21 protein-coding genes are annotated in these 24245 nt (G+C 68.9%); 10 read left to right on the top strand and 11 right to left on the bottom strand.

The window, feature by feature from the left end:
- Positions 1-490: 490 nt before the first annotated feature.
- On the bottom strand, positions 491-2287 hold the full coding sequence (gene dnaA / locus ACIPPS_RS20085; protein WP_401433697.1) for a chromosomal replication initiator protein DnaA: 1797 nt from the start codon (positions 2285-2287) through the stop codon (positions 491-493).
- A 380-nt stretch (positions 2288-2667) separates the two neighbouring features.
- Here dnaA and rpmH point away from each other — a divergent pair, with 380 nt between their 5' ends.
- The 9 genes from rpmH to ACIPPS_RS20040 all read left to right on the top strand — a co-directional run bounded on the left by rpmH (position 2668) and on the right by ACIPPS_RS20040 (position 9477).
- Complete coding sequence (gene rpmH / locus ACIPPS_RS20080) at positions 2668-2805, top strand: 50S ribosomal protein L34 (protein WP_060891143.1); 138 nt, start codon at positions 2668-2670, stop codon at positions 2803-2805.
- 21 nt (positions 2806-2826) lie between these two features.
- Positions 2827-3198 (top strand): ribonuclease P protein component, encoded by a 372-nt coding sequence (gene rnpA, locus ACIPPS_RS20075; protein WP_362005379.1) that lies wholly within the window; start codon positions 2827-2829, stop codon positions 3196-3198.
- Positions 3195-3521, top strand: coding sequence for a membrane protein insertion efficiency factor YidD (gene yidD, locus ACIPPS_RS20070; protein ID WP_315893804.1), 327 nt, complete (start codon positions 3195-3197; stop codon positions 3519-3521). Before rnpA ends, yidD begins: the two co-directional genes overlap by 4 nt.
- Positions 3522-3524: 3 nt before the next feature.
- Positions 3525-4865 (top strand): membrane protein insertase YidC, encoded by a 1341-nt coding sequence (gene yidC / locus ACIPPS_RS20065; protein WP_401433693.1) that lies wholly within the window; start codon positions 3525-3527, stop codon positions 4863-4865.
- A 13-nt stretch (positions 4866-4878) separates the two neighbouring features.
- On the top strand, positions 4879-5391 hold the full coding sequence (locus ACIPPS_RS20060) for a protein jag (protein WP_401433690.1): 513 nt from the start codon (positions 4879-4881) through the stop codon (positions 5389-5391).
- Positions 5392-5505: 114 nt separating this feature from the next.
- Complete coding sequence (gene rsmG / locus ACIPPS_RS20055) at positions 5506-6225, top strand: 16S rRNA (guanine(527)-N(7))-methyltransferase RsmG (RefSeq protein ID WP_401433688.1); 720 nt, start codon at positions 5506-5508, stop codon at positions 6223-6225.
- Between the two features lie 289 nt (positions 6226-6514).
- Positions 6515-7591 (top strand): ParA family protein, encoded by a 1077-nt coding sequence (locus tag ACIPPS_RS20050; protein ID WP_401433685.1) that lies wholly within the window; start codon positions 6515-6517, stop codon positions 7589-7591.
- Positions 7588-8694, top strand: coding sequence for a ParB/RepB/Spo0J family partition protein (locus ACIPPS_RS20045; protein ID WP_401433682.1), 1107 nt, complete (start codon positions 7588-7590; stop codon positions 8692-8694). Before ACIPPS_RS20050 ends, ACIPPS_RS20045 begins: the two co-directional genes overlap by 4 nt.
- Positions 8695-8859: 165 nt before the next feature.
- Positions 8860-9477, top strand: coding sequence for a GNAT family N-acetyltransferase (locus ACIPPS_RS20040; RefSeq protein WP_401433680.1), 618 nt, complete (start codon positions 8860-8862; stop codon positions 9475-9477).
- 74 nt (positions 9478-9551) lie between these two features.
- On the opposite strand, the gene trxA is transcribed toward ACIPPS_RS20040, so the two are convergent.
- The 7 genes from trxA to ACIPPS_RS20005 all read right to left on the bottom strand — a co-directional run bounded on the left by trxA (position 9552) and on the right by ACIPPS_RS20005 (position 19040).
- Positions 9552-9887, bottom strand: a complete 336-nt coding sequence (gene trxA, locus ACIPPS_RS20035) for a thioredoxin (protein ID WP_401433677.1) — start codon at positions 9885-9887, stop codon at positions 9552-9554.
- A 40-nt stretch (positions 9888-9927) separates the two neighbouring features.
- On the bottom strand, positions 9928-10893 hold the full coding sequence (trxB, locus tag ACIPPS_RS20030) for a thioredoxin-disulfide reductase (protein WP_401433675.1): 966 nt from the start codon (positions 10891-10893) through the stop codon (positions 9928-9930).
- Positions 10894-11018: 125 nt separating this feature from the next.
- Positions 11019-11930, bottom strand: a complete 912-nt coding sequence (locus tag ACIPPS_RS20025) for a hypothetical protein (protein WP_401433672.1) — start codon at positions 11928-11930, stop codon at positions 11019-11021.
- Complete coding sequence (sigM, locus tag ACIPPS_RS20020; RefSeq protein WP_401433669.1) at positions 11927-12631, bottom strand: RNA polymerase sigma factor SigM; 705 nt, start codon at positions 12629-12631, stop codon at positions 11927-11929. Before sigM ends, ACIPPS_RS20025 begins: the two co-directional genes overlap by 4 nt.
- A 24-nt stretch (positions 12632-12655) precedes the next feature.
- Positions 12656-14365, bottom strand: coding sequence for a protein kinase family protein (locus ACIPPS_RS20015; RefSeq protein WP_401433666.1), 1710 nt, complete (start codon positions 14363-14365; stop codon positions 12656-12658).
- A 118-nt stretch (positions 14366-14483) separates the two neighbouring features.
- Positions 14484-16706, bottom strand: coding sequence for a murein biosynthesis integral membrane protein MurJ (murJ, locus tag ACIPPS_RS20010; protein WP_401433664.1), 2223 nt, complete (start codon positions 16704-16706; stop codon positions 14484-14486).
- 45 nt (positions 16707-16751) lie between these two features.
- Positions 16752-19040: a DUF6049 family protein gene (locus ACIPPS_RS20005; RefSeq protein ID WP_401433661.1), complete on the bottom strand. Its 2289-nt coding sequence runs from the start codon at positions 19038-19040 to the stop codon at positions 16752-16754.
- A 181-nt stretch (positions 19041-19221) separates the two neighbouring features.
- Here ACIPPS_RS20005 and ACIPPS_RS20000 point away from each other — a divergent pair, with 181 nt between their 5' ends.
- Positions 19222-20664, top strand: a complete 1443-nt coding sequence (locus tag ACIPPS_RS20000; RefSeq protein ID WP_401433658.1) for a CCA tRNA nucleotidyltransferase — start codon at positions 19222-19224, stop codon at positions 20662-20664.
- A gap of 74 nt (positions 20665-20738) precedes the next feature.
- On the opposite strand, the gene ACIPPS_RS19995 is transcribed toward ACIPPS_RS20000, so the two are convergent.
- From ACIPPS_RS19995 to ACIPPS_RS19985, 3 genes are all read right to left on the bottom strand, one after another.
- Complete coding sequence (locus ACIPPS_RS19995; RefSeq protein WP_401433655.1) at positions 20739-21998, bottom strand: MFS transporter; 1260 nt, start codon at positions 21996-21998, stop codon at positions 20739-20741.
- Positions 21999-22074: 76 nt separating this feature from the next.
- Positions 22075-23157, bottom strand: coding sequence for an inositol-3-phosphate synthase (locus ACIPPS_RS19990; protein WP_401433652.1), 1083 nt, complete (start codon positions 23155-23157; stop codon positions 22075-22077).
- Positions 23158-23205: 48 nt separating this feature from the next.
- Entirely contained in the window at positions 23206-23886 is a 681-nt protein-coding gene (locus tag ACIPPS_RS19985; RefSeq protein ID WP_401433649.1) for a helix-turn-helix transcriptional regulator, read from the bottom strand.
- Between the last annotated feature and the right edge of the window lie 359 nt (positions 23887-24245).

The raw sequence follows: 24245 nt of genomic DNA, 5'->3' as shown, positions 1-24245 counted from the left end.
GGAGAACTTGTGGGCAACGGACCCGCCCCTGTGGGTTGCCAGTGGACAACCGAGAGGAGGCCCTGTGGACGAAAAATTCATCCACAGGGTGTGGATGAAGGTTGCCAACAAATCCACACCCCTCTGACCTGGAGTGTTGACCTGACGGCCGGCCCACCTGTGGACGCTATCCGGATAACTCCTGAGTCCCCACCCTGTGGACGGAAGATCATCCCGCAATCTGTGGAGAACGCGCCACCACAGAGACGAATTCGAACACCGCGCGTGTGCACAGGCGCGTGGAAGACGCCCGCAGCACGCCGAGGAGCCCTCGGGAGCTGCCCGAGGTACCCGTCAAGAGCCCCCGGAAGCCGCCCGCGGCAGTCCTCCGACACCCCCGGAAGCCCCCTCGCGGCAGCCCTCAAGAGCCCAGGAAGCCCACCCACAGCACGCCGAAGGGCGCCCCGGGAGGTGTTCCGGGGCGCCCTTCGAGAGCTGCTGAGCGGCTTCGTCAGCCGTTCTTGATGCGGTTGGTGAGCTCGGTTACCTGGTTGTAGATGGAGCGGCGCTCGGCCATCAGCGCGCGGATCTTCCGGTCCGCGTGCATCACGGTCGTGTGGTCACGGCCACCGAACTGCGCACCGATCTTCGGCAGCGACAGGTCGGTCAGCTCACGGCACAGGTACATGGCGATCTGCCGGGCCGTCACCAGTACGCGGCTGCGCGAGGATCCGCAGAGATCCTCGACCGTCAGGCCGAAGTAGTCGGCGGTGGCCGCCATGATCGCGCCGGCCGTGATCTCGGGGGCCGCGTCCTCGCCGCCGGGGATCAGGTCCTTGAGGACGATCTCGGTCAGCCCGAGGTCCACCGGCTGCCGGTTGAGGCTGGCGAAGGCCGTCACCCGGATCAGCGCGCCCTCCAGCTCACGGATGTTCCGCGAGATGCGGGAGGCGATGAACTCCAGTACCTCCGGCGGGGCGTTGAGCTGTTCCTGCACCGCCTTCTTGCGCAGGATCGCGATCCGCGTCTCCAGCTCGGGCGGCTGCACATCGGTGGTCAGGCCCCACTCGAAGCGGTTGCGGAGCCGGTCCTCCAGGGTCATCAGCTGCTTGGGCGGCCGGTCCGAGGAGAGCACGATCTGCTTGTTCGCGTTGTGGAGCGTGTTGAAGGTGTGGAAGAACTCCTCCTGCGTCGACTCCTTGCTCGCGAGGAACTGGATGTCGTCGACGAGCAGGATGTCCACGTCGCGGTAGCGCTTGCGGAAGGTGTCGCCCTTGCCGTCGCGGATCGAGTTGATGAACTCGTTGGTGAACTCCTCCGAGCTCACGTACCGCACGCGCGTGCCGGGGTACAGACTGCGCGCGTAGTGCCCGATGGCGTGCAGCAGGTGGGTCTTGCCGAGGCCCGACTCCCCGTAGATGAAGAGAGGGTTGTAGGCCTTCGCCGGCGCCTCGGCCACCGCGACCGCGGCGGCGTGCGCGAACCGGTTCGAGGAACCGATGACGAAGGTGTCGAAGAGGTATTTCGGGTTCAGACGCGCGTGCTGCTCGCCGGGCGCGCCGGAGCCGGTCCCCTGGCCCGAGCCCGTGCCGCCGCCGGTATGACCCGACATCGGGCCGCCGTGCCCACCGTGGCCGCCCGGGCCGCCCGGCCGAGGTCCGTGACCGGGGCCCGGTCGCGGCGGGTCGGGCAGCTCGGCCCGCTCGGGGCGCTGCGGCTGGTCGTAGGAGGACGGGCGCTCGTCGTAGCGGGGCTGCTGCGGCTGCTGCGGACGCGGACCGGTGTACGGCTCGCGCTCCTGGTAGCCCCCGAGGCGCGGCTGCTGCCAGGAGAGGTCCTCCTGGGTGCGCGGCCAGGAGCCCGGGTCGGGCCGCTGCTGCTGGTAGTCCGGGTAGGCCGGGCGGGCCGTGGGCAGCCCGTCGTCCGGCATCGGCCGGTGGCCGTAGCCGTCGTACTTGTCGTACGAGTCCGTCGGCGGCCGCTCGTCGTACCGCGGCTGCTGCTGGATCGGGGGCGCCGGCGGTGTCGGCTCGCCGACCGAGTCGTCGACGGTGATCGCGATCCGGATCGGCCGGCCGCACTCACGGCTGAGGGTCTCGCTGATGAGCGGCGCCAGTCGCCCTTCGAGGACGCGCTTGCCCCACTCGTTGGGGACGGCCAGGAGTGCGGTGTCGGCCACCAGTGCGAGAGGCTGGCAGCGCTCGATCCACTGCTTGTCCTTGGGCTCGATGCCCTGCTGGCCTTCGCCGAGGAGGTGCTCGAGCACGCGTGGCCACACTGCGGCAAGATCGGCAGGTACGTCAGCCACAGGGCACGCTTCCTCGCAGGTCCCACGAATGTGTGGTTCTCGGGACGGTGGGTCGAAGTCCATCAGGACAGGTAAGGACAGAACGGAAAAGATTGGGAGTCCGGCCACGGTAGTCGTGGCGGCTGACCTCGTTCAAGTCGTTGTCCACAGCCTGTGCACAATGGACCCCCGGTGATCGGTCGGTTTGACCGGATGGCGTAGCCGCGCGTACCGTAACCAGGTCGAGTTGTCGATGGCTGCTGCCGCCTGCCTCCGATGGGCAAAGATCACGGTCAGTGATCGTGAAGCGGTGCACTCGGGCGTATTGCGAGCTACTCGTGGGCGCACGGTGACAGCCAGGCGATGTCCCGCCATCTACGAATCATTTCTGGAGCCCCCGAGTGAGCAAGCGCACCTTCCAGCCGAACAACCGTCGTCGCGCCAAGACCCACGGCTTCCGCCTGCGGATGCGCACCCGTGCCGGTCGCGCCATCCTGGCGAACCGCCGTTCCAAGGGTCGTTCGAGCCTGTCCGCCTGATCAGCTTTAACAGGTCATGACGTGCTGCCTACCGAGAATCGGCTGAGGCGGCGCGAGGACTTCGCAACCGCGGTACGCCGAGGGCGCCGGGCCGGTCGCCCGCTCCTCGTCGTCCACCTACGCAGCGGTGCAACGGACCCGCACGCGCCTGGGGAGAGCGCTTCCCAGACGCGTGCGGGTTTCGTCGTGAGCAAGGCCGTGGGCGGTGCGGTGGTACGCAACCAGGTGAAGCGTCGCCTGCGCCACCTCGTCCGCGAACGGCTGTCCGAGCTGCCCCCCGGTAGCCTGGTGGTCGTACGGGCGTTGCCCGGAGCCGGTGACGCCGATCACGCACAGCTGGCCCGAGACCTTGACGCCGCTCTTCAGCGGCTCCTGGGAGGGGGCGCGCGATGAAGTACCCGCTGCTGGCTCTCATCAAGCTGTACCAGTGGACGATCAGCCCGCTCCTCGGGCCCGTCTGCCGGTACTACCCGTCGTGTTCCCACTACGGATTCACGGCCATCGACCGGCATGGCGCGATCAAGGGCACTGCCCTGACCGCCTGGCGCATCCTGCGGTGCAATCCGTGGTCGCCCGGCGGCGTGGACCACGTACCCCCGCGCAAGCGTCCGCGCTGGCACGAACTGCTGCGGAACGCACTGCGCGGCGACAAGGGCGGGTCCCCCGCCGAGACGAGCCCGGCCGCAGAGACCCCGCCCAATGCTCAAGGAGCCTGATTAGTGGACACGATTGCCAATTTTTTCAGCTTCATCACCACACCTGTCTCATGGGTGATCGTCCAGTTCCACAAGCTGTACGGGGAGATCTTCGGCCCTGACACGGGCTGGGCCTGGGGCCTCTCGATCGTGTCCCTCGTGGTGCTGATCCGTATCTGTCTGATCCCGCTCTTCGTGAAGCAGATCAAGTCGACGCGGAACATGCAGGCGCTCCAGCCGAAGATGAAGGCGATCCAGGAGCGCTACAAGAGCGACAAGCAGCGTCAGTCCGAAGAGATGATGAAGCTGTACAAGGAGACGGGCACCAACCCGCTCTCCTCGTGCCTTCCGATCCTGGCGCAGTCGCCGTTCTTCTTCGCCCTGTACTCGGTGCTCTCCCACATCGCCGAGGGCAAGACGATCGGTGTCATCAACCAGTCGCTGCTCGACAGCGCCCGTCAGGCCCACATCTTCGGTGCTCCGCTGGCGTCCACCTTCACGGACAGCGCGGCCGACGTCGCCGCACTCGACGCCTCGATCACCTCGGTCCGCATCGTCACCGCGATCATGATCGTCCTGATGTCGGCCTCGCAGTTCTACACGCAGCGCCAGCTGATGATGAAGAACGTCGACCTCTCGGTGAAGACGCCGTACATGCAGCAGCAGAAGATGCTCATGTACATCTTCCCGCTGATCTTCGCCGTCATGGGCATCAACTTCCCCGTCGGTGTCCTCGTCTACTGGCTGACCACGAACGTGTGGACCATGGGCCAGCAGATGTACGTGATCAGCCAGAACCCCACCCCGGGTAGCAAGGCCCAGGACGCCTACCTCCAGCGCCTGCTGAAGAGCGTCGGGGCGCACGGTGAGGTGCGCGGGCGGCGCCGGAAGAACGTCATCAAGGCCATCGTCGCCAAGGGCGCCGATCGCAACGAGAACGAGCGCCGCTTCTTCTCCGGTCTCGCCAAGGCCGGCTTCGCCGCCCAGGTCGACGGCACCGTGATCAAGAGCGACACCGTCGCCGCCGAGGCGGAGGGCGCTACCGCGGCCAAGCGGCAGCAGCCCAAGCGCCAGACCAAGGCGAAGCGGCAGGCCGCCGCACAGCACTCCACGGGGAAGACCGCCGAGGACACCGACGAGTCGGAGACCCCGGACGAGAAGCCCACGACCTCGCTGGAGAAGAAGCCCCAGGGCGAGGCCAAGGACGCGGTGAAGGACGAGGCGAAGGAATCGGAGCAGGGCGACAAGCCCGCGCGGCCGAGCCGGGCCAACTCCGGCGGTTCCCGTCAGGCCAAGTCCGGCCAGACCAAGTCCGGTCAGCGCAAGGGCCAGCAGCGCCCGAAGCACCCGTCCTCCAAGAAGTAGAAGGAGTCCGTCCGTGACGGAAGGCACCACCTCCGCCGCCGCCGAGGGTGGCGACACCCTGACCCGCCTGGAGCAGGAGGGTGAGATCGCGGCCGACTACCTCGAGGGTCTGCTCGACATCGCCGACCTCGACGGCGACATCGACATGGACGTCGAGGCGGACCGAGCCGCGGTCTCGATCGTCAGTGACTCGAGCACCCGCGACCTGCAGAAGCTCGTCGGCCGGGACGGCGAGGTGCTGGAGGCGCTCCAGGAGCTGACCCGGCTGGCCGTGCACCGGGAGACCGGCGACCGCAGCCGGCTGATGCTCGACATCGCCGGGTTCCGGGCCCAGAAGCGCACCGAGCTCGCCGAGATCGGCGCCAAGGCCGCGTCCGAGGTGAAGTCGACCGGCGCACCGGTCAAGCTGGACCCGATGACGCCGTTCGAGCGCAAGGTCGTGCACGACGCGGTCGCCGCCGCCGGTCTGCGCAGCGAGTCCGAGGGCGAGGAGCCGCAGCGCTTCGTCGTCGTACTCCCTGCCTGACCCTTCTCGCAGTGTCGGCCCCGTCTGCTCGCAGGCGGGGCCGATCTTGTCAGCCTGATTGTCAGCCACCACAGTGCGCGCACCCATGGGTGCGGTACGGAAGGACGGTTCCCCGTGACGGAGGCAGCGGAGCTCCCCCCTGCGCCCGAACAGGCGCGGACGGTATTCGGCCAGTACTTCCCGGAGGCCGTCCGGTACGCGGAGCTCCTCGCGGACGCGGGCGTCAAGCGCGGGCTGATCGGCCCGCGTGAGGTTCCCCGTCTGTGGGAGAGGCACCTGCTGAACTGCGCGGTGCTCTCCGAGGTGGTGCCCGAGGGCGTCACCGTCTGCGATGTCGGCTCGGGCGCCGGACTGCCGGGTATCCCCCTGGCCCTGGTCCGCCCGGACCTGAAGATCACGCTCCTGGAGCCGCTGCTCCGGCGGACGAACTTCCTCCAGGAGGTCGTGGAGCTGCTGGGCCTGGACCATGTGACCGTGGTCCGGGGCCGCGCGGAGGAGATGCTCGGCAAGCTCCCTCCGGTGCACGTGGTGACGGCGCGCGCGGTGGCGCCGCTGGACCGGCTGGCCGGATGGGGCGTCCCGCTGCTGCGCCCGTACGGGGAGATGCTGGCTCTCAAGGGCGACACGGCGGAGGAGGAGATCGACGGCGCCCGCGCCGCGCTCGCCAAGCTCGGCGTGGTGGGCACCTCCGTGGTCCAGGTCGGCGAGGGTCTGGTGGATCCGCTCTCGACCGTCGTACGGGTGGAGGTCGGCGAGAGCCCGGGCGGCGTGAGGTTCGCCGCCAAGCGAGCCAAGGCCGCCCGCCCGAGCAGGGCGCCTCGCCGTCGCCGCTGAGCCGTCGACGCGACGCACATGGCGCGTGAACGCGGCGCAATTGATCCGTTAAAGCTGCCATACGTACGTATTTCGGAGTGTCGAGCGGCCCTGAGTCGGCGGCGCGTGCATCGTGTTTCACGTGAAACGTCGCTCACTGCTGCAGGGGATCATCAGCCGCGGCCGCGCGGCTGCCACGCCCCGGGACCGCAAGCCCCTCGCGAAACCACTCGCGAGGGGGACGGGATTGTCCACAGAGGTGGATTCACCCACAGAACCACGGGCCTCGCTGGTTCACGACCCCGAAAGCATGGCAGGCTCTGTTCATCGCGAGCCTGAAGCCGAGGAGAGTGAATCCTTGCGGTCCGACGCCAACATCGCGGGACCGATGACCGATCCGGTCCCCGGTCCCCGAACCGAATCGGCGGGGGAGGATGTTTCACGTGAAACACCGCCCCCGATGGACGACACCCCCATTGGTCGTGCTGCCCAGCTGGCAGTAGAGGCGCTGGGGCGTGCCGGCGAGGGTCTTCCCCGGCCTGCCCAGACACGCGTGATGGTGGTGGCGAACCAGAAGGGCGGAGTGGGCAAGACGACCACGACGGTCAATCTTGCTGCTTCCCTGGCGCTGCATGGTGCCCGTGTCCTGGTCATCGACCTCGACCCGCAGGGCAACGCCTCGACAGCCCTCGGTATCGACCACCACGCCGAAGTTCCCTCGATCTACGACGTCCTCGTGGAGAGCAAGCCGCTCTCCGACGTGGTGCAGCCCGTCCAGGATGTCGAAGGTCTGTTCTGCGCCCCGGCCACCATCGATCTCGCCGGTGCGGAGATCGAGTTGGTGTCGCTCGTGGCGCGGGAGAGCCGGCTCCAGCGAGCCATCCAGGCCTACGAGCAGCCGCTGGACTACATCCTGATCGACTGCCCGCCGTCGCTGGGACTACTCACGGTCAACGCCATGGTGGCGGGAGCCGAGGTCCTGATCCCGATCCAGTGCGAGTACTACGCGCTGGAAGGCCTGGGGCAGCTGCTGCGCAACGTCGACCTGGTGCGGGGGCATCTGAACCCCACCCTGCATGTCTCGACGATCCTGCTCACCATGTACGACGGCCGGACGAGGCTCGCCTCGCAGGTCGCCGACGAGGTACGCAGCCACTTCGGCAAGGAGGTGCTGCGGACCAGCATCCCGAGGTCCGTGCGCATCTCCGAGGCGCCGAGCTACGGACAGACGGTCCTGACGTACGACCCGGGTTCCAGCGGTTCGCTCTCCTACCTGGAAGCGGCCCGTGAGATCGCTCTGCGGGGCGTCGGAATCCACTACGACCCGCAGCACGCCCCTGGGGGGCACCAGAATAGCCAGCACAGCATGTCGGAGGGGATCCAGTGAGCGAGCGACGTAGAGGACTGGGGCGTGGGCTCGGTGCGCTGATCCCCGCTGCTCCTCAGGAGCGGCAGGTACCTGCGGCCGGTGTGAGCACGGGGTCCGCCTCGGCCGGATCGATGACGACGCTGTCCTCGGACCGAGGGGTGGCCGCCGCGAAGGTGGCGACGCTGCCGCAGAGTCCGCAGTCCCCGGATTCTGTCGTGCCGGTGGTCGAGGCAGAGGTAGTGGTGGAGCCGGAGTCCCCGGCTGGTGCGCACTTCGCCGAGCTGCCGCTGGACTTCATCACGCCCAACCCCCGGCAGCCGCGTGAGGTCTTCGACGAGGACGCGCTGGCGGAGCTGGTCACCTCCATCAAGGAGGTCGGCCTGCTGCAGCCGGTCGTCGTACGGCAGCTGGGCACCGAGCGCTACGAACTGATCATGGGCGAGCGCCGCTGGAGGGCCTGCCGTGAGGCCGGCCTGGAGCGGATCCCCGCGATCGTCAGGGCCACGGAGGACGAGAAGCTTCTCCTGGACGCGCTCCTGGAGAACCTCCACCGGGCGCAGCTGAACCCGCTGGAGGAGGCAGCCGCCTACGACCAGCTCCTGAAGGACTTCCACTGCACCCATGACCAGCTGGCCGACCGGATCGGACGGTCGCGTCCGCAGGTCTCCAACACGCTGCGTCTGCTGCGTCTTTCTCCCCCGGTCCAGCGTCGTGTCGCCGCCGGTGTGCTCTCTGCCGGTCATGCGCGTGCGCTGCTCTCCGTGGACGACCCGGAGGCGCAGGACAAGCTGGCGTACCGGATCGTGGCCGAGGGGCTCTCGGTGCGTGCGGTCGAGGAGATCGTGACGCTGATGGGCTCCGAGCCCGGCGCCACGACCAAGCCGAAGGGGCCGCGGGCCGGAGGGCGTGTCTCGCCGGCGCTCACGGATCTCGCCTCGCGGCTCTCGGATCGCTTCGAGACCCGAGTGAAGGTCGACCTGGGCCAGAAGAAGGGCAAGATCGTCGTCGAGTTCGCCTCGATGGATGATCTGGACCGGATCCTCTCGACCCTGGCGCCCGGTGAGGGGCGCGTGATGGACCAGGGGAGTTCCGAGCAGAGCGAGGACGAAGCCGAGAGCTGACCCTCCGTCGTTCTCTCCACGACCTCTGGGCGGGCCGTGATCCGGTGAGAGCCGGAACACGGTCCGCCCTTTGCCTGTGAGCGGTATCGCCCTGATCGCCCCATCGATACGATTCTTGCAGTGCGTGACCGTGCTGTGATGGCCGTGGGAAGCGAGGGAAGAGCCGTGGGGCGTCGGCTTGTACCGCTCACTCTGGACAACCTTCCGGATCTCCCCAAGCGATGTCGCTCCTGTGTGTTCTGGGAGCTCGACCCGGTGAGCGGGGAAGCCGCGCTGAAGGCGGGCCGACCGGAGCTGGAGAAGGAAGCGTGGATCTCGGCGGTCCTGCTGGAGTGGGGATCCTGTGGTCGCGTGGTCTATGTCGACGAGGTGCCGGTCGGCTTCGTCCTCTACGCGCCGCCCGCGTATGTGCCCCGCTCCATGGCCTTTCCCACGAGCCCCGTCTCGGCGGACTCGGTCCAGTTGATGACGGCCTGGATCATGCCGAGCTATCAGGGGCAGGGGCTCGGCCGGATGATGGTGCAGACCGTGGCCAAGGATCTCCTGCGGCGCGGCTTCAAGGCCATCGAGGCCTTCGGGGACGCCCGGTGGAAGGAGCCGGCCTGTGTGCTGCCGGCGGACCACCTCACGGCGGTGGGCTTCAAGACCGTGCGACCGCATCCCGCACACCCGAGGCTCCGCCTGGAGCTCCGGACGACGCTGTCCTGGAAGGAAGATGTGGAGCTGGCCCTGGACCGCCTGCTGGGCGCCGTCCAGAAGGAGCCTGCGCTGCGACCCCTGTAGTTCTGCCCTGACCGATGACGAACGGCCCGCCTCCGGAAGGAGACGGGCCGTTCATGTTTCACGTGAAACAGAGGTCAGGCAGTGGCCTCGACGAAGTCCTCGAGGTCGCGGAGGATCGCGGCCTTCGGCTTCGCGCCGACGATCGTCTTCACGACCTCGCCGCCCTGGTAGACGTTCAGCGTCGGAATGGACATGACGCCGTACTTGGCAGCCGTACCCGGGTTCTCGTCGATGTTGAGCTTCACGATCTCGATCTCCTCGTGCTCGGCCGCGATGGCCTCCAGCGACGGGGCGATCTGGCGGCACGGTCCGCACCATGCGGCCCAGAAGTCCACCAGGACGGGCTTGTCGCTCTTGAGAACGACCTCGTCGAAGTCGTCGTCGGTCACAGTCTTCAGGGTGCCGGCCACGGCAACCTCCCTTTAACTTTGCGTGGTGTGAGTGGTGGGGTCAGACCGCAGGGGTCTCGGCGAGCTTCGCGGCGTCGACGAGGGCGGAGAGGAAGCGCTCGGCGTCGAGCGCGGCGGAGCAGCCGGTGCCGGCGGCGGTGATCGCCTGGCGGTAGGTGTGGTCGACGACATCGCCGGCTCCGAAGACGCCGGGGATGTTGGTCCGCGTCGACGGGGCGTCGACCTTGAGGTAACCCTCGTCGTCCAGCTCCAGCTGGCCCTTGAAGAGCTCGGTGCGCGGGTCGTGGCCCACGGCGATGAACAGGCCGGTGGCCGCCAGCTCGCTGGTCTCGCCCGTCTTGGTGTTGCGCAGGGTCAGACCGGAGAGCTTCTGGTCCCCGTGGATCTCGGCGACCTCGCTGTCCCAGGCGAACTTGATCTTCGGGTCGGCGAAGGCGCGCTCCTGCATCGCCTTCGAGGCGCGCAGGGAATTCCGACGGTGGACGATCGTGACGGACTTGGCGAAGCGCGAGAGGAAGGTGGCCTCCTCCATCGCGGTGTCGCCACCGCCGACCACGGCGATGTCCTGGTCCTTGAAGAAGAACCCGTCGCAGGTGGCGCACCAGGAGACGCCGCGTCCGGAGAGCGCGTCCTCCTTCGGGAGACCGAGCTTGCGGTGCTGAGAGCCGGTCGTGACGATGACGGCCCTCGCGCGGTGCACGGTGCCGGCGGTGTCGGTGACGGTCTTGATCTCACCGGTCAGGTCGACCGAGACGATGTCGTCCGGGACCAGCTCGGCGCCGAAGCGCTCGGCCTGGGCACGCATGTTGTCCATCAGGTCCGGGCCCATGATGCCGTCACGGAAGCCGGGGAAGTTCTCCACGTCGGTCGTGTTCATCAGCGCGCCACCAGCGGTGACGGCACCCTCGAAGACCAGCGGCTTCAGCGACGCACGCGCCGTGTAGAGCGCAGCGGTGTAACCCGCGGGCCCGGAGCCGATGATGATCACGTTACGGACGTCGCTCACGGGTTTCTTCCTCGTCTCTGCGGACTGCCAGCTGCCTACAGGGTGGTCTGTCGGTGACTCTCACCCCACCCAACGGATCCTACGGGGCCAACATTCCCGAGAACGCCGCACGGCACGGCAAGGGGTCAGGGGCGCGGGTAGGTCTGCGTGAGTAGAACCTCGGCCTTGCCCTGTCCCGGGTTGTCGGCGCAGGAGGCATCCAGGACGTAGGCCTGGACTTCGGCGCCCTCCGTCCCTTTGGGCAGCAGAAGGAGGTAGGCCGGTGTTCCTTGGTAGTCACCCCGCTGGAAGGCGACGACCGCTTCCGTGCGACCGGTGCCCGCCTTGACGCACTCCGGGAGGACTTCGGGCGTGTTCCGCTTCGTGCCCGCCTCGTTCTCGGCGGAGAGCGATTCCGGCTGGGTCTCGCCGGGGACCTTGAGGGTGTCCGGCCGGAGCAGCTCCTGGACCTCGGCTTCCATCGGCCGGCCGTCGAAGCGGCCGCCGACACCGCTCGCTGCGGTGGACGCCTCCCGGTCGGCCGATTCGCCACCGGTGAGCGTCTGAAGACCGCCCTGGGTGAGGAAGAGGCTCATGCCGAGCGCTGCGGCGCTCAAAGCCGCGCCGAGAGCCGCGATGCGGCGACGGCGGGAACGGGGGCGCCCGGGGCCGGTGGCGGCGCGAGGGTGGCCGCCGGGGCGGCTTGCCGCCGGGGCGGGCGTCGCGGACGGCGGGGTCTCGGCGTGGTCGTTCGCTGTTTCACGTGAAACATCGGAGTCGACCTCGGGGGAGGTGGCGTCCAGCAGCGCCTCGGCGGCGAGGGCGGCATCGATGCGCCCGGCGATGTCGGCGGGCATGCGGGGCGGGCCGGGGAGGGTGCCGAGCAGTCCGCGGATCTCCACCAGGGAGGTCTGTACGTCCGCGCAGAGGGAGCAGCTCTCGATGTGCCGACGGACGGTTGCCGTACGGGAGGGTGAGAGCAGCCCCTCGGTCAGGTCGGAGATCTCCGAGACGTCCGGGTGCTGTGCTGTGTCGGCCCTGCCGGTCGTGGAAGTCACGCGCGCCCACCTCCACCCTTCACAGCAGCCGGCCCGTTCGGTCCGGTATCCGATGGCCCCGACACCGGTGGGACGGATGTCCCCGGCGTCCGGTTCCTTCCCCGCTCGGGGCCCTCGTTACCCACGGTCTCGGCGCGCAGATGGCTGAGCATCGGGAGCAGCCTCGCCCGTCCGCGTGAACAGCGGCTCTTCACCGTTCCGGTGGGTACGTCGAGGATGCGGGCCGCCTCCGCCACGGGGTAGCCCTGCATGTCCACGAGGACGAGGGCGGCCCGCTGGTCGGCGGGAAGCGTGGCGAGGGCGGCCAGCAGCTCACGGTGGAGATCCTGGCGCTCGACAGGGGCCTCGGCCGACTCGGCGGGTTCGAGGAGCTGCTCGAAGCGCTCGGTGTCGTCCATCGGGGAGGTCTTGCGCGACGCGGCCTTCCGGGCGCGGTCGAGACAGGCGTTCACCGTGATCCGGTGCAGCCAGGTCGTGACGGCCGACTGCCCTCGGAAGGTATGCGCGGCCCGGAAGGCGGACACCAGGGCGTCCTGGACGGCGTCAGCGGCCTCCTCACGGTCCCCCAGGGTCCGCAGCGCCACCGCCCACAGCCGATCGCGGTGACGCCGTACGAGCTCACCGAAGGCGTCGGGATCGCCGGCGACATGGCGCGTCAGGAGTTCCTGGTCGCTGATGCCGCTTCCTATGGCTTCGTCCAACGGTGAGCCCCCTCCCCCGACGCGTCAGCTGGTGATCTTGACTTCCGAGACCTTGCCGCGGAAACCGTCACCGCTACCCGGCAGGTCGGTCAGCCAGACCAGAACGTAGCGCGTCTTCACGGGCTTGGTGGCCTTGAGTGCGACCTGCGTCCCGGAGCCGGAGGCCACGGTGGTGAAGCCGTCGGCCGTCGTGGGCCGGAACGGGGCGTTCTCAGGCGCCGTCCGCAGCTGCACCGACGTCCTGCCCTCGAAGGTGACGTCCACCGTGGAGACCTCCTGAACCGTACCGAGATCCAGGATCAGGCCCACGCCTTCCTTTAGCCTGCCGAAGTCCGAGTACCCGTAGTAGATGGCCGTCTGCCAGGACGTCGAGGGGTTGCCGTCGAAGGCATTCCCTATCTCCGACGGAGTCTCGGAGCCATTGCCGTCGGGGTCGAAGTCGCTCGCACCGGCGATCGTCACCGGCTTGCCCGTGACGGGCTGCTTCTCGTCCTCGCTGTCCTGCGGCTGCGTGGTCTGCGGGGGCTCCTTGCTGTTCTTGTTCTGGTCGAGCAGCCGGTCCGCGATCTGCCAGCTGCCCAGACCGAGCGCGGCGATCAGCAGGGCCGACACGGCCCACTTCAGAGCCCGGCCCGTACGGCTCTCCAGCGGGGCCGGAGGCATCATCACGGGCTGGGCCACCGGGATGCCCGGGCGGGGCTGCGGGCGGCCGTAGGTGCCCTGCTGGTAGGTCGTGCGCTGGTAGTCGGGCGGTGCGGGGAACTCCGGCTCCGGCGGGCGGATACGGGGCATCGCCGCCACGGCCTTGGCGAGCTCGTCCGGGGTGGTGCAGGGCGGCTCCTGGCGCGAGGCGGTGGCGCCGTCGTTGGCCAGGGCCCGCATGGCGATCTCGGACAGCCCGCGGTGGACACCCGCCCGTACCTGATCGGGAGGGAGCAGTCCGACTCCCTTGGGGAGTCCGGTCAGGCCGTAGGCGTCGCTGTCGTACGGCCAGCGCTGGGTCAGCGCCGCGTACAGCAGGGCTCCGATCGCCTCGGTGTCGGCGCGCTGGGGGCGCTCGGCGCTGATGCCACGCAGCGCGGCGTTCACGGCCAGGCCGCGGATCCGGTACTGGCCGGTGGAGCTGCGCAGGACCGCGCTGGGCGTGAGGCGGAGATGGGCCAGGCCCTCGCGGTGCGCGGCGGCCATGGCCTGGGACACCTGGCTGACGAGTTGGTAGGCGTCGTGCGGCTCCAACGGGCCTACGGCGAGCAGCGCCGTCAGCTCGGTGGAGTCGGGAAGCCACTCGTGCACCACGTATACGAGGTCGTTCTCCTCGACCGCGTCGAGGACCTGGACGAACCGGGGGTCTCCGAGCAGCGCGGCCGAGCGGGCCGCCGCGAGGACCGAACGGGCCCGGGGGTGGTCCGCCGGCAACAGGTGGACGCCGACGGCACGCCGAAGCTTCTCGTCGACGGCACGCCAACTGCTGAATCCGTCCAGACGAGTGACGCATTCCTCCAGGCGGTAGCGCCTGGCCAGCTTGTGCCCGCTGTGCAGCTCGGGAGTCTCGATGGAGGGCTGCTCGCCGTTCTGCCGCTTACCGGCCTTGTCCTCTGTGACCTCGGCGGACTGCTCCGCCTGGTCCTGCGCTTCCGCCACCCCGTCGGTCGCGGCCGTGTCCGCCTTGGCGGTCAGCGGGTCGTCACCGCTGTTGTCGGCCACGTCGACGGCAGCCGTGCTACGTTCCGCCACCGTCGTTCCTGCCTCCCCATCCGTTGCGCCACATCCAACAGCCAAGCCAATTGTGCCCACAGTCGGCCGCTCTGCACGACACGCGGCAGACGACGATGGTTGTGCGGGGGACGGTTTCCTACCGTCCCAGGCGTCCACGGACCATACCGACCATGGAGTTCAGCTCTGCGATCCGCATGCGCTTGGCGGCCACGAAGAAGACGCCGAGGAGCATGACGCCGCCGACGAGCAGGGCCACGAGCGAGCCCAGGGCGCCCTCGCCGAGCAGCTTCAAGAGGCCGAAACCGACGGCTCCGGCCACGACCGCGGCGGGCAGCGATGCCAGGCAGAGACGGGCGTAGGTCCGCATGATGTGGGCGCCGTCCAGATCGCCGCCGAGGCGGTTGCGCAGCCGGCGCCACGCGACGCCGACGCCGACCGCGTAGGCCAGACCGTACGAGGCGGCCATGCCGACAACGGCCCACTGGGCGGGGAGTACGAAGTAACAGGCCGCCGAGGCAGCCGCGTTGACGGCGGCGACGATGACCGTGTTGTAGAACGGCGTCCGGGTGTCCTCGTAGGCGTAGAAGCCGCGCAGGACGACGTACTGGACCGAGTACGGGATGAGGCCGAGGCCGAAGGCCATCAGGATGAAGCCCATGCCCTGGGCGGCCTGCACGCCGCTGGAGGCGTAGAGCAGGGTGCACATCGGGACGCCGAGCGCCAGGAAGGCGAAGGCGACCGGGACGATCGCGACGGCGGAGTTCCGCAGGCCCTGCGAGATGTCGTCGCGGACCGCGCCGGGGTCGTTGTCATGGGCGGCGCGGGAGATGCGGGGCAGCAGGGCGGCCATGACCGAGACGGTGATGATGGCCTGCGGCATGCCCCAGATCAGCTGGGCGTTGGAGTACGCGAGGAAGCCGGCGCCGTTCCTGCCGGACTCCTCACCGGCCGCCGTGGCGAGCTGGGTGACGACCAGGACACCCGCCTGGTTGGCGAGGACGAACAGCACGGTCCACTTGGCGAGTTTGACCGTCTTGCCGAGACCGTGGCCCTTCCAGTCGAACCGTGGGCGGAAGCGGAAGCCGGCCTCGCGCAGGTAGGGGACCATCGCCAGCGCCTGGACGACCAGGCCGAGCAGGGTGCCGATGCCGAGCAGGCGGATGCCGTCGTCCGGGATGGTCTGCACACCCATGTGGGACTCGGCGGAGGTGCCGTAGACCCAGATGAAGAGGCCGAACGTGACGATCATGACGATGTTGTTGAGGACCGGGGTCCACATCATCGCGCCGAACTTGCCCCGGGCGTTCAGGATCTGACCCATCACCACGTGCACGCCCATGAAGAAGATCGTGGGCAGGCAGAAGCGGGCGAAGGTCACGGCGACGCTGTTGGCCGCCGCGTCGTCGGCGATGGTGTTCGACATCGCCCGGATCAGCAGGGGCGCCGCGAAGACGGCGGCGACCACGATCAGTCCGAGCGCCACCATGACCAGGGTCAGCAGCCGGTTGGCGTAGGCCTCGCCGCCGTCCTCGTCGTTCTTCATCGAGCGGACGAGCTGCGGGACGAAGACGGAGTTCAGTCCGCCGCCGACGGTGAGGATGTAGATCATCGTCGGCAGGGTGTACGCGACGGTGAAGGTGTCACCGAGCAGGGCGGCGCCGAGCGCGCCGGTGATGACCAGGCTGCGGACGAAGCCGGTCAGCCGGGAGACGAGCGTGCCGGCCGCCATGACCGCGCTGGACTTCAGCAGCCCGGAGGCGCGACCGGACTTCTTCGGGGCGGGGGCGGGCATCGGGTTCGGCTCCGGAGCGGGCGGCGGCACCTGGCCGGGTGTCTGCTGGTCCCGGTAGAGGTGGGCGAAGGCGTCCGGCTCTGGGTGCTCGTCGCCGGCCCGGGTCACGAGATCGTCCACGCCGGTGAACTGGACCGTGCGGGCGTCGTCGCCGTACGGCAGATGACGCGAGGGCCCGTCCGGCTCCGGAGCAGGCGTCTGGGCCCACACCCTCGGGTCGGGACCGTGCTGGGGCGCCGCGGGCTGCTGATAGAGCGGCTGGGGCTCCTGGTAGGTCCCGGGCGGGGGCGGAGGGTGCGCGGCGCGGTCGTAGAGGGCCTCGCCCACCGGGTCCTGCGCGGACAGGTCCCGCGCCTGGAACGGATCGTGGGTGTACGCGTCCTGGACGTAGGGGTCCTGGAGGTAGGGGTCCTGGGCGTACGGGTTCTGGGCATACGGGTCCGAGGCGGGCTGCTGCGGTGGAGGAACCGGCGACTGACCGGGTCCCGAGGCATCCGCGGGCGTTCCACCGGACGGCTCGGTACCGCCCCGGCCGTGCCCGCGGTCACCGTCGTACGGCGCGTTCATGGTTACCCCACCTCATCGTCCCCGGCCGACCGGCCACGACATCGCTCAACGGTCCACTTTCTCACCCGGGCCGGACGGGTCGCCGCTTTCGTGGGCGGTGTCCGGCATCGGGTCACTCGGCTGCTCGGGATCGTCGTCCTCCGCGGCCTCCGCTTCGGCGTTCCGGGCCGCCGCGCGCTTGCGCTGGACGTACATCCGGCCTCCGGCGAGGACCAGGAGCAGCACACCACCGGCGAGGACGAGCATCACCGTCGGGGTGATCTCGGAGACCTTCACGGTGAACGTCATGGGCTGCCCGTAGGGGGTGCCGTCCTTGGTGAAGAGCTGGGCCGTCATCGCCACCGGACCGTTGGCGTTGGCCGAGGCGTCGAACTTCACGGACTGGCTGTGTCCCGCGCCGATCTTGACGGGAAGCTCGGCGACCGGGGCACCGCCCTCGAACTTCAGACGCGTCTTGTTGGTGGACGTCAGCCTCAGCACGAGGTCGTCCACGCCCTGCAGCAGCTTGTTCTGGACGGTCACCGGGATGGTGGCGCTGCGGCCGGAGAGCGTGAGGTCCGACTTCTCGATGAGCTGCACCTCGCGGGTGAGGCTCTTGAGGTACTCGAGCACCCTGATCCGGTACAGCGAGGCCGCAGGGGCCTGGCCGCGCCAGGACGTCGACATCTCGCGGCTGATCGCGTTGCCGAAGGGCGTCACCACGCGGTCGGGCTGAGTGAGGATGACCTTGAAGTCGTCCAGACCCGCTCGGGTGTCCTTCATGTCCCGGAAGGCCTCGACCGGCAGCTCCTGCTTGCGCAGCTGCTGCGGGTAGCGGGAGGCGCTCGGCACCGTCGTGCTGGCGTCCGGGTCCGGCTTCACCGCGGCGGCCGCGATCAGATCGAGGGGCTGGGTCCAGCGCTGGGCCGACAGCCCGCGCAGCGCGGTCGCCATGGTCTGTGCCTGTGACGTGGTCGGGATCCTCTGGGGGGCGACCACGATGCTGCGCTGCTGGTCGGGCTGTTCCAGCGTGACCGCGAGCGACTGGGCCAGGAACTCCTGGACGGCGAGCGTGGAGTTCCCGGACGGCAGCAGGTCGCCCTCGAACGCGGTCGAGAGGTAGGCGTCGCTCACGACGGCCGTCGTGCCGCCCCCGATGGGGCGGGCCGCGGTCGGCGTGTACGGGAGGTCGTCCTGGAAGCTGTCGCTGCGGGCGATCACCTTGTGGGCGCCGGCCGAGGTGGCGACATCCATGATCGAAGGGTCGACGGCCCCGTCCACGGGCCAGGAGAAGTCGGTGGACGGCTTCACATGAAGGATGGTCTCCACGGTCGAACCGGCGAGCTCCGTCGCCGGCTGAAGGTGGCTGAGCGAGCCGGGGACGTCCTTGCCGCGGTGGGCGAGCGAGGCGATGTCCGGGTCGGCGAACGGCAGGGCGACGACCTTGCGCCCCGCCACGGCCTTCTGCAGGGCGTCCAGCCACCGCTTGGCGACGATCTGGTTCTTGCCGGGGACCGTGCCCGCCGCGCTCTTGACCTGGTAGCTCCGGGTCATCGCGTCGACGGTGGCGAGCAGGTCCGGGTCGATCACCCAGGTGACCGGGAGCTCCTTGCCCAGCGTGACCATGTGGTCCAGGCGCCCGCCGGGGCCGAGCTCGGCCGCCAGGTCGTCGTTCTCGAAGACCGGCGTCTGCTGGTCGTCGGTGCCGGTCTGTGCCGACACATGTGCCGAGGAGATCAGCGGCCAGAGGTAGGTGAGCTGGGTCTTCTTCTCCGCCGGCTCGGGCTGGTAGGGCAGGAACGTCCGCTCGATCCCGAGCACGTGCGGCCCGGGCTGCGAGGGGGTCTGACCCGAGAGGGAGACGCCCAGCTGGTAGACGCCCGGGTCGTCCAGGCCCATCTTGTCGACGGGGACGGAGAGCTTGAATTCCGTGCTGAGCCCCGCCGCAAGCCGAGGGACCTTGACCGTGTAGGCACCGCCGAGGGCGGCGGGATCGCTCCCGGGCCGGTAACCGGAGCGGCCCGAGACCTGTTCGATCTGGCTCCGGCTGGTCATGCGCGGACCGACCCGCACGTCCACCGTGGCATCCGTCACGGTCTGCTTGCCCTTGTTGGTCAGCGTTCCGGAGACCGTGACGGTGTCGCCCTCCACCGGGGCGCTCGGCGAGAGCGTGTCGAGAGACACATCGACGGTGCGTGAGCCGGTGCCGTCCTCGGCGGCGACGGCCGAGGGGGCCACGGCGCCCTGAAGGAGCCCGGCCAGCAGCGGCGCCCCGGCAAGGAGGGACACCGTCCGCCGCAGCCACCGACGGGCAGGTGAGGGAAGGGTCCCCTGGATGTCTGCCGCCTCGGCCACGCGCTCGCCCGTCCTCGTCGTATCAGTGGTGTCGGTGGTTCCCCGTTGCTGTGTCCACGCATGGTAACGAGGCACGCCGGGGGCAAGTGCCGGGGACTGCTCCAGCCGATGGGGGCAAGGCGGTCGCTCCGTGGGAAAACGGGGACGCTGCCCAGGGCCGGGGCACGTACCCTTTTCTGTTGTGCCGAACGCCAACGAAGACACCCCGACCGCACTGAGCCAGGTGCAACGCCGCGCCGTCAGTGAACTGCTGCGCGTCTCCCCTGTCGCCGACGACCTCGCCGTCCGATTCCAGGATGCGGGGTTCAGCCTCGCGCTGGTCGGCGGCTCGGTACGGGACGCGTTGCTCGGACGGCTCGGCAACGATCTCGACTTCACCACCGACGCCCGGCCGGAAGACGTCCTCAAGATCGTTCGGCCGTGGGCCGACGCGGTCTGGGAGGTCGGGATCGCCTTCGGCACGGTCGGCTGCCAGAAGAGCGGCTACCAGATCGAGGTGACGACGTACCGCTCGGAGGCGTACGACCGGACGTCGCGCAAGCCGGAGGTCTCCTACGGCGACTCCATCGAGGAGGATCTTGTCCGGCGTGACTTCACCGTCAACGCCATGGCCGTCGCCCTCCCGGAGAAGGAGTTCATCGACCCGCACGGTGGCCTCGACGACCTCGCCGCACGGATCCTGCGTACCCCCGGGACGCCGGAGGAGTCGTTCTCGGACGACCCGCTGCGCATGATGCGGGCCGCACGCTTCGCCGCCCAGCTCGACTTCGAGGTCGCCCCCGAGGTCGTCACGGCGATGACGGAGATGGCCGGCCGTCTGGAGATCGTCTCCGCGGAGCGGATCCGTGAGGAACTCAACAAGCTCCTGCTCTCCGCGCACCCCCGCAAGGGGCTGGGTCTGCTCGTCGACACCGGCCTCGCCGCGTACGTGCTGCCGGAACTGCCGGGGTTGCGACTCGAGAGCGACGAGCATCACCGGCACAAGGACGTCTACGAGCACTCCCTGACCGTCCTCGACCAGGCGATCGACCTGGAGGAGGACGGGCCGGACCTGGTGCTGCGCCTGGCCGCGCTGCTGCACGACATCGGCAAGCCGCGCACCCGGCGCTTCGAGAAGGATGGTCGGGTCTCCTTCCACCACCACGAAGTGGTCGGCGCGAAGATGACCAAGAAGCGCATGACGGCCCTGAAGTACTCGAACGAGATGATCAAGGACGTTTCGCGCCTGGTGGAGCTGCACCTCCGCTTCCACGGCTACGGAACCGGTGAGTGGACCGACTCCGCGGTGCGTCGCTATGTGCGCGACGCGGGCCCCCTCCTCTCCCGCCTTCACAAGCTGACCCGCTCGGACTGCACGACGCGCAACAAGCGCAAGGCGGGTGCTCTCTCGCGCGCCTACGACGGGCTGGAGGAGCGGATCGCGCAGCTCCAGGAGCAGGAGGAGCTCGACTCGATCCGGCCCGACCTGGACGGCAACCAGATCCAGGAGATCCTCGGCATCCGGCCAGGCCCCGCTGTCGGGCAGGCGTACAAGTTCCTGCTGGAGCTGCGCCTGGAGAACGGGCCGATGGAGCACGAGGCGGCGGTCGCCGCGCTCAAGGAGTGGTGGGCGACGCAGGGCTGAGTCGGTGCGGTCGATGTTTCACGTGAAACATCGACGGGGCCACAGTCGGGAGGGGTGATGTTTCACGTGAAACATCACCCCTTCTTCTGTTGGCGCCCCAGCATCAACGCGATCGAGGCGTACACCGCGGCGACCATGAGAACGACGGGGACGGACCGGCCGTCCGGCGGCAGCATCAACGCCGCGACCGCCGCAGCGCCCACGAAGGCGACGTTGAAGAGCGTGTCATAGAGGGCGAAGACCCGTCCGCGGAAGGCGTCGTCCACGGTCATCTGGACGACCGTGTCTGTCGCGATCTTGGTGCCCTGGGTGACGAGACCGAGCAGGAAGGCCGCGATCAGCAGAGGGGTCTGCGTGAAGGGCAGCCCCAACGCGGGCTCCAGCACAGCTGCCGAAGCCGCGCAGACGGTCATCCAGCCGAAGGGTCCGAACCGCCCGATCGCCGAGGGTGAGACCAGGGCGGCCACGAAGAACCCGGCTCCGGAGACACCGACGGCCAGCCCCAGCAGAGCGAGCCCCTCGGACTCCGTGGAGCTCCAGGCGTAGCGGCAGAGCATCAGCACGGTCACCGTGAGCGCCCCGTAGCAGAAGCGCATCAGCGTCACCGCGGCCAGCGCGCGGGCAGCGGGCCGCCGCTCGGCCAGATGGTGCAGCCCGGCCACGAGCCCCCGGGCCGTCGAGGCGAGGGCGGCGCCCAGTCGGGGCTGGATCTCCTCGGGGTCGGGGCCCAGGAGCTCCCGGGGCATCCGCAGGGAGGCCAGCGCGGAGCAGAGATAGAGGAGAGCGCCGAACAGGACGACCGCCGCGTCGGAGTCCTCGGAGAGGAGCCGGATCCCGAAGGCCAGACCACCGCCCACGGTCGCTGCCACCGTGCCGGCCGTCGGGGACAGTGAGTTGGCCACGACCAGCCGCTCGTCGTCGACGACCCGTGGCAGTGCCGCCGAGAGTCCGGCGAGGACGAAGCGGTTGACGGCCGTGACCGACAGGGCTGAGGCGTAGAAGAGCCAGTCGGGTACGGAAGCCAGCATCAGGACGGCCGTACCGCAGGCGAGAAGGGTGCGCAGCAGGTTCCCGTACAGGAAGACCTGGCGGCGCTGCCAGCGGTCCAGCAGCACTCCGGCGAACGGTCCGACCAAGGAGTACGGGAGGAGCAGCACGGCCATGGCCGAGGCGATGGCAGCGGGAGAGGTCTGCTTCTCGGGGGAGAAGACGACGTACGTGGCCAGCGCCACCTGGTAGACGCCGTCGGCGCACTGGGAGAGCAGCCGGACGGCGAGGAGGCGGCGGAAGTTCGTCAGGCGCAGGAGTACGCGCAGATCACGTACGACGGGCATGGCAGCAAGACTCACATACGAAGAGGGCCCCCGGGCGGAAGACCGGGGACCCTCGAACGACGAAGTGGATCAGCGCTTAGCGCTCGACCTCGCCCTTGATGAACTTCTCGACGTTGGCGAAGGCCTCGTCGTCGAAGTACTGCACCGGCGGGGACTTCATGAAGTACGAGGACGCGGAGAGGATCGGGCCACCGATGCCACGGTCCTTGGCGATCTTCGCAGCGCGCAGCGCGTCGATGATGACACCGGCCGAGTTCGGGGAGTCCCAGACCTCGAGCTTGTACTCCAGGTTCAGCGGAACGTCACCGAAGGCGCGGCCCTCGAGGCGGACGTACGCCCACTTGCGGTCGTCCAGCCAGGCCACGTAGTCCGACGGGCCGATGTGGACGTTCTTCTCGCCCAGCTCGCGGTCGGGGATCTGCGAGGTGACGGCCTGGGTCTTCGAGATCTTCTTCGACTCGAGGCGGTCGCGCTCGAGCATGTTCTTGAAGTCCATGTTGCCGCCGACGTTGAGCTGCATGGTGCGCTCAAGACGGACACCGCGGTCCTCGAACAGCTTCGCCATCACGCGGTGCGTGATGGTCGCGCCGACCTGGGACTTGATGTCGTCACCGACGATCGGGACACCGGCCTCGGTGAACTTGTCCGCCCACTCCTTGGTGCCGGCGATGAAGACCGGGAGGGCGTTGACGAAGGCGACCTTGGCGTCGATGGCGCACTGGGCGTAGAACTTCGCCGCGGCCTCGGAACCCACGGGCAGGTAGCAGACGAGCACGTCGACCTGCTGGTCCTTGAGGACCTGCACGACGTCGACGGGGGCCTCGGCGGACTCCTCGATCGTCTGGCGGTAGTACTTGCCGAGCCCGTCCAGGGTGTGGCCGCGCTGCACCGTGACGCCCGTGTTCGGGACGTCGCAGATCTTGATGGTGTTGTTCTCGCTGGCGCCGATGGCGTCGGAGAGGTCGAGGCCGACCTTCTTGGCGTCCACGTCGAAGGCGGCGACGAACTCGACGTCACCGACGTGGTACTCGCCGAACTGGACGTGCATCAGGCCGGGCACCTTGGACGCCGGGTCGGCGTCCTTGTAGTACTCGACGCCCTGCACCAGCGAGGCGGCGCAGTTGCCCACGCCGACGATGGCTACGCGAACCGAACCCATTCCGGTTGCTCCCTGTGTGATCGTGGAAGCCCTGCGGGATGCAGGGATTCACTTGGCGGTGTCGTCGGACGGATCCGGCCGGGTACTGCCCCCGTGCCGGGGCAGGCCGCCCGTTTCTCCAGAATCGTTGTCGTGCTGAGCGGGGGCGTCGGGGCCGGATCGCTGATCCCGCCCCGCCCGCTCGCTCTCGATGAGCTCGTTCAGCCAGCGCACTTCGCGCTCCACGGACTCCATTCCGTGCCGCTGCAGCTCAAGCGTGTAGTCGTCGAGGCGTTCGCGTGTGCGGGCCAGAGAGGCGCGCATCTTCTCCAGGCGCTCCTCCAGCCGGCTGCGGCGGCCTTCCAGCACCCGCATCCGCACCTCGCGCTCGGTCTGACCGAAGAAGGCGAAGCGGGCGGCGAAGTGTTCGTCCTCCCAGGTGTCCGGACCGGTGTGGGAGAGGAGCTCCTCGAAGTGCTCCTTACCTTCGGCCGTCAACCGGTAGACGATCTTGGCGCGGCGTCCTGCGAGTGAAGCGGCGAGCGCCTCCTCGGGAGCGCTGCCCGGCTCTTCGATCAACCAGCCGTTGGCGACCAGCGTCTTGAGGCAGGGGTACAGGGTCCCGTAGCTGAAGGCCCGGAAGATGCCCAGTGAGGTATTGAGCCGCTTCCGCAGCTCGTACCCGTGCATCGGCGCTTCCCGGAGCAGGCCGAGAACGGCGAACTCGAGGATTCCCGAGCGTCTGCTCATCCGTCGCCCTCCTCCGCCGCGGGGTGCCTTATGCCGTGCTGATGTATCGACTCGATACATCCAGACGATAGAACGGCGAGACTGCTGCGACAAGTGGGGCCACGGTGACCGGCGTCACATCGTCAATTCACAGCAATCGACTTGCCTGATTTGGGGTGAACTTCGGCCCTAGGTGGGTTTTGGCCGTGCGTAGTCTTGCGGCATGCAGACCACCGGGAACCGAGAGACGCCGCAAGGCGTCAGTGATCCGGGTGATCGGCTGCGCTACGGAGGGGCCTCTGGTGAGGTCAGGCCGTGCGCATTTCGGGGGGACCGGAACTCAACTGCCGCTTCCAGGCGCACGCGCCTGCCCGAGGAGT

Origin of the sequence: Streptomyces sp. NPDC090127 (genome assembly GCF_044746945.1) — a bacterium.
In the GTDB taxonomy this organism is placed as follows: Bacteria; Actinomycetota; Actinomycetes; order Streptomycetales; family Streptomycetaceae; genus Streptomyces.
This window is presented reverse-complemented; position numbering and strand designations above follow the sequence as displayed.

What these genes read in the sequence shown, in the direction of transcription:
- yidD (WP_315893804.1), top strand. Translation starts at nt 3,195, where the DNA reads ATGAAGTACCCGCTGCTGGCTCTCATCAAGCTGTACCAGTGGACGATC.
- ACIPPS_RS20050 (WP_401433685.1), top strand. Translation starts at nt 6,515, where the DNA reads ATGGCAGGCTCTGTTCATCGCGAGCCTGAAGCCGAGGAGAGTGAATCC.
- murJ (WP_401433664.1), bottom strand. Translation starts at nt 16,706, where the DNA reads ATGAACGCGCCGTACGACGGTGACCGCGGGCACGGCCGGGGCGGTACC.
- ACIPPS_RS19995 (WP_401433655.1), bottom strand. Translation starts at nt 21,998, where the DNA reads ATGCCCGTCGTACGTGATCTGCGCGTACTCCTGCGCCTGACGAACTTC.
- ACIPPS_RS19990 (WP_401433652.1), bottom strand. Translation starts at nt 23,157, where the DNA reads ATGGGTTCGGTTCGCGTAGCCATCGTCGGCGTGGGCAACTGCGCCGCC.
- ACIPPS_RS19985 (WP_401433649.1), bottom strand. Translation starts at nt 23,886, where the DNA reads ATGAGCAGACGCTCGGGAATCCTCGAGTTCGCCGTTCTCGGCCTGCTC.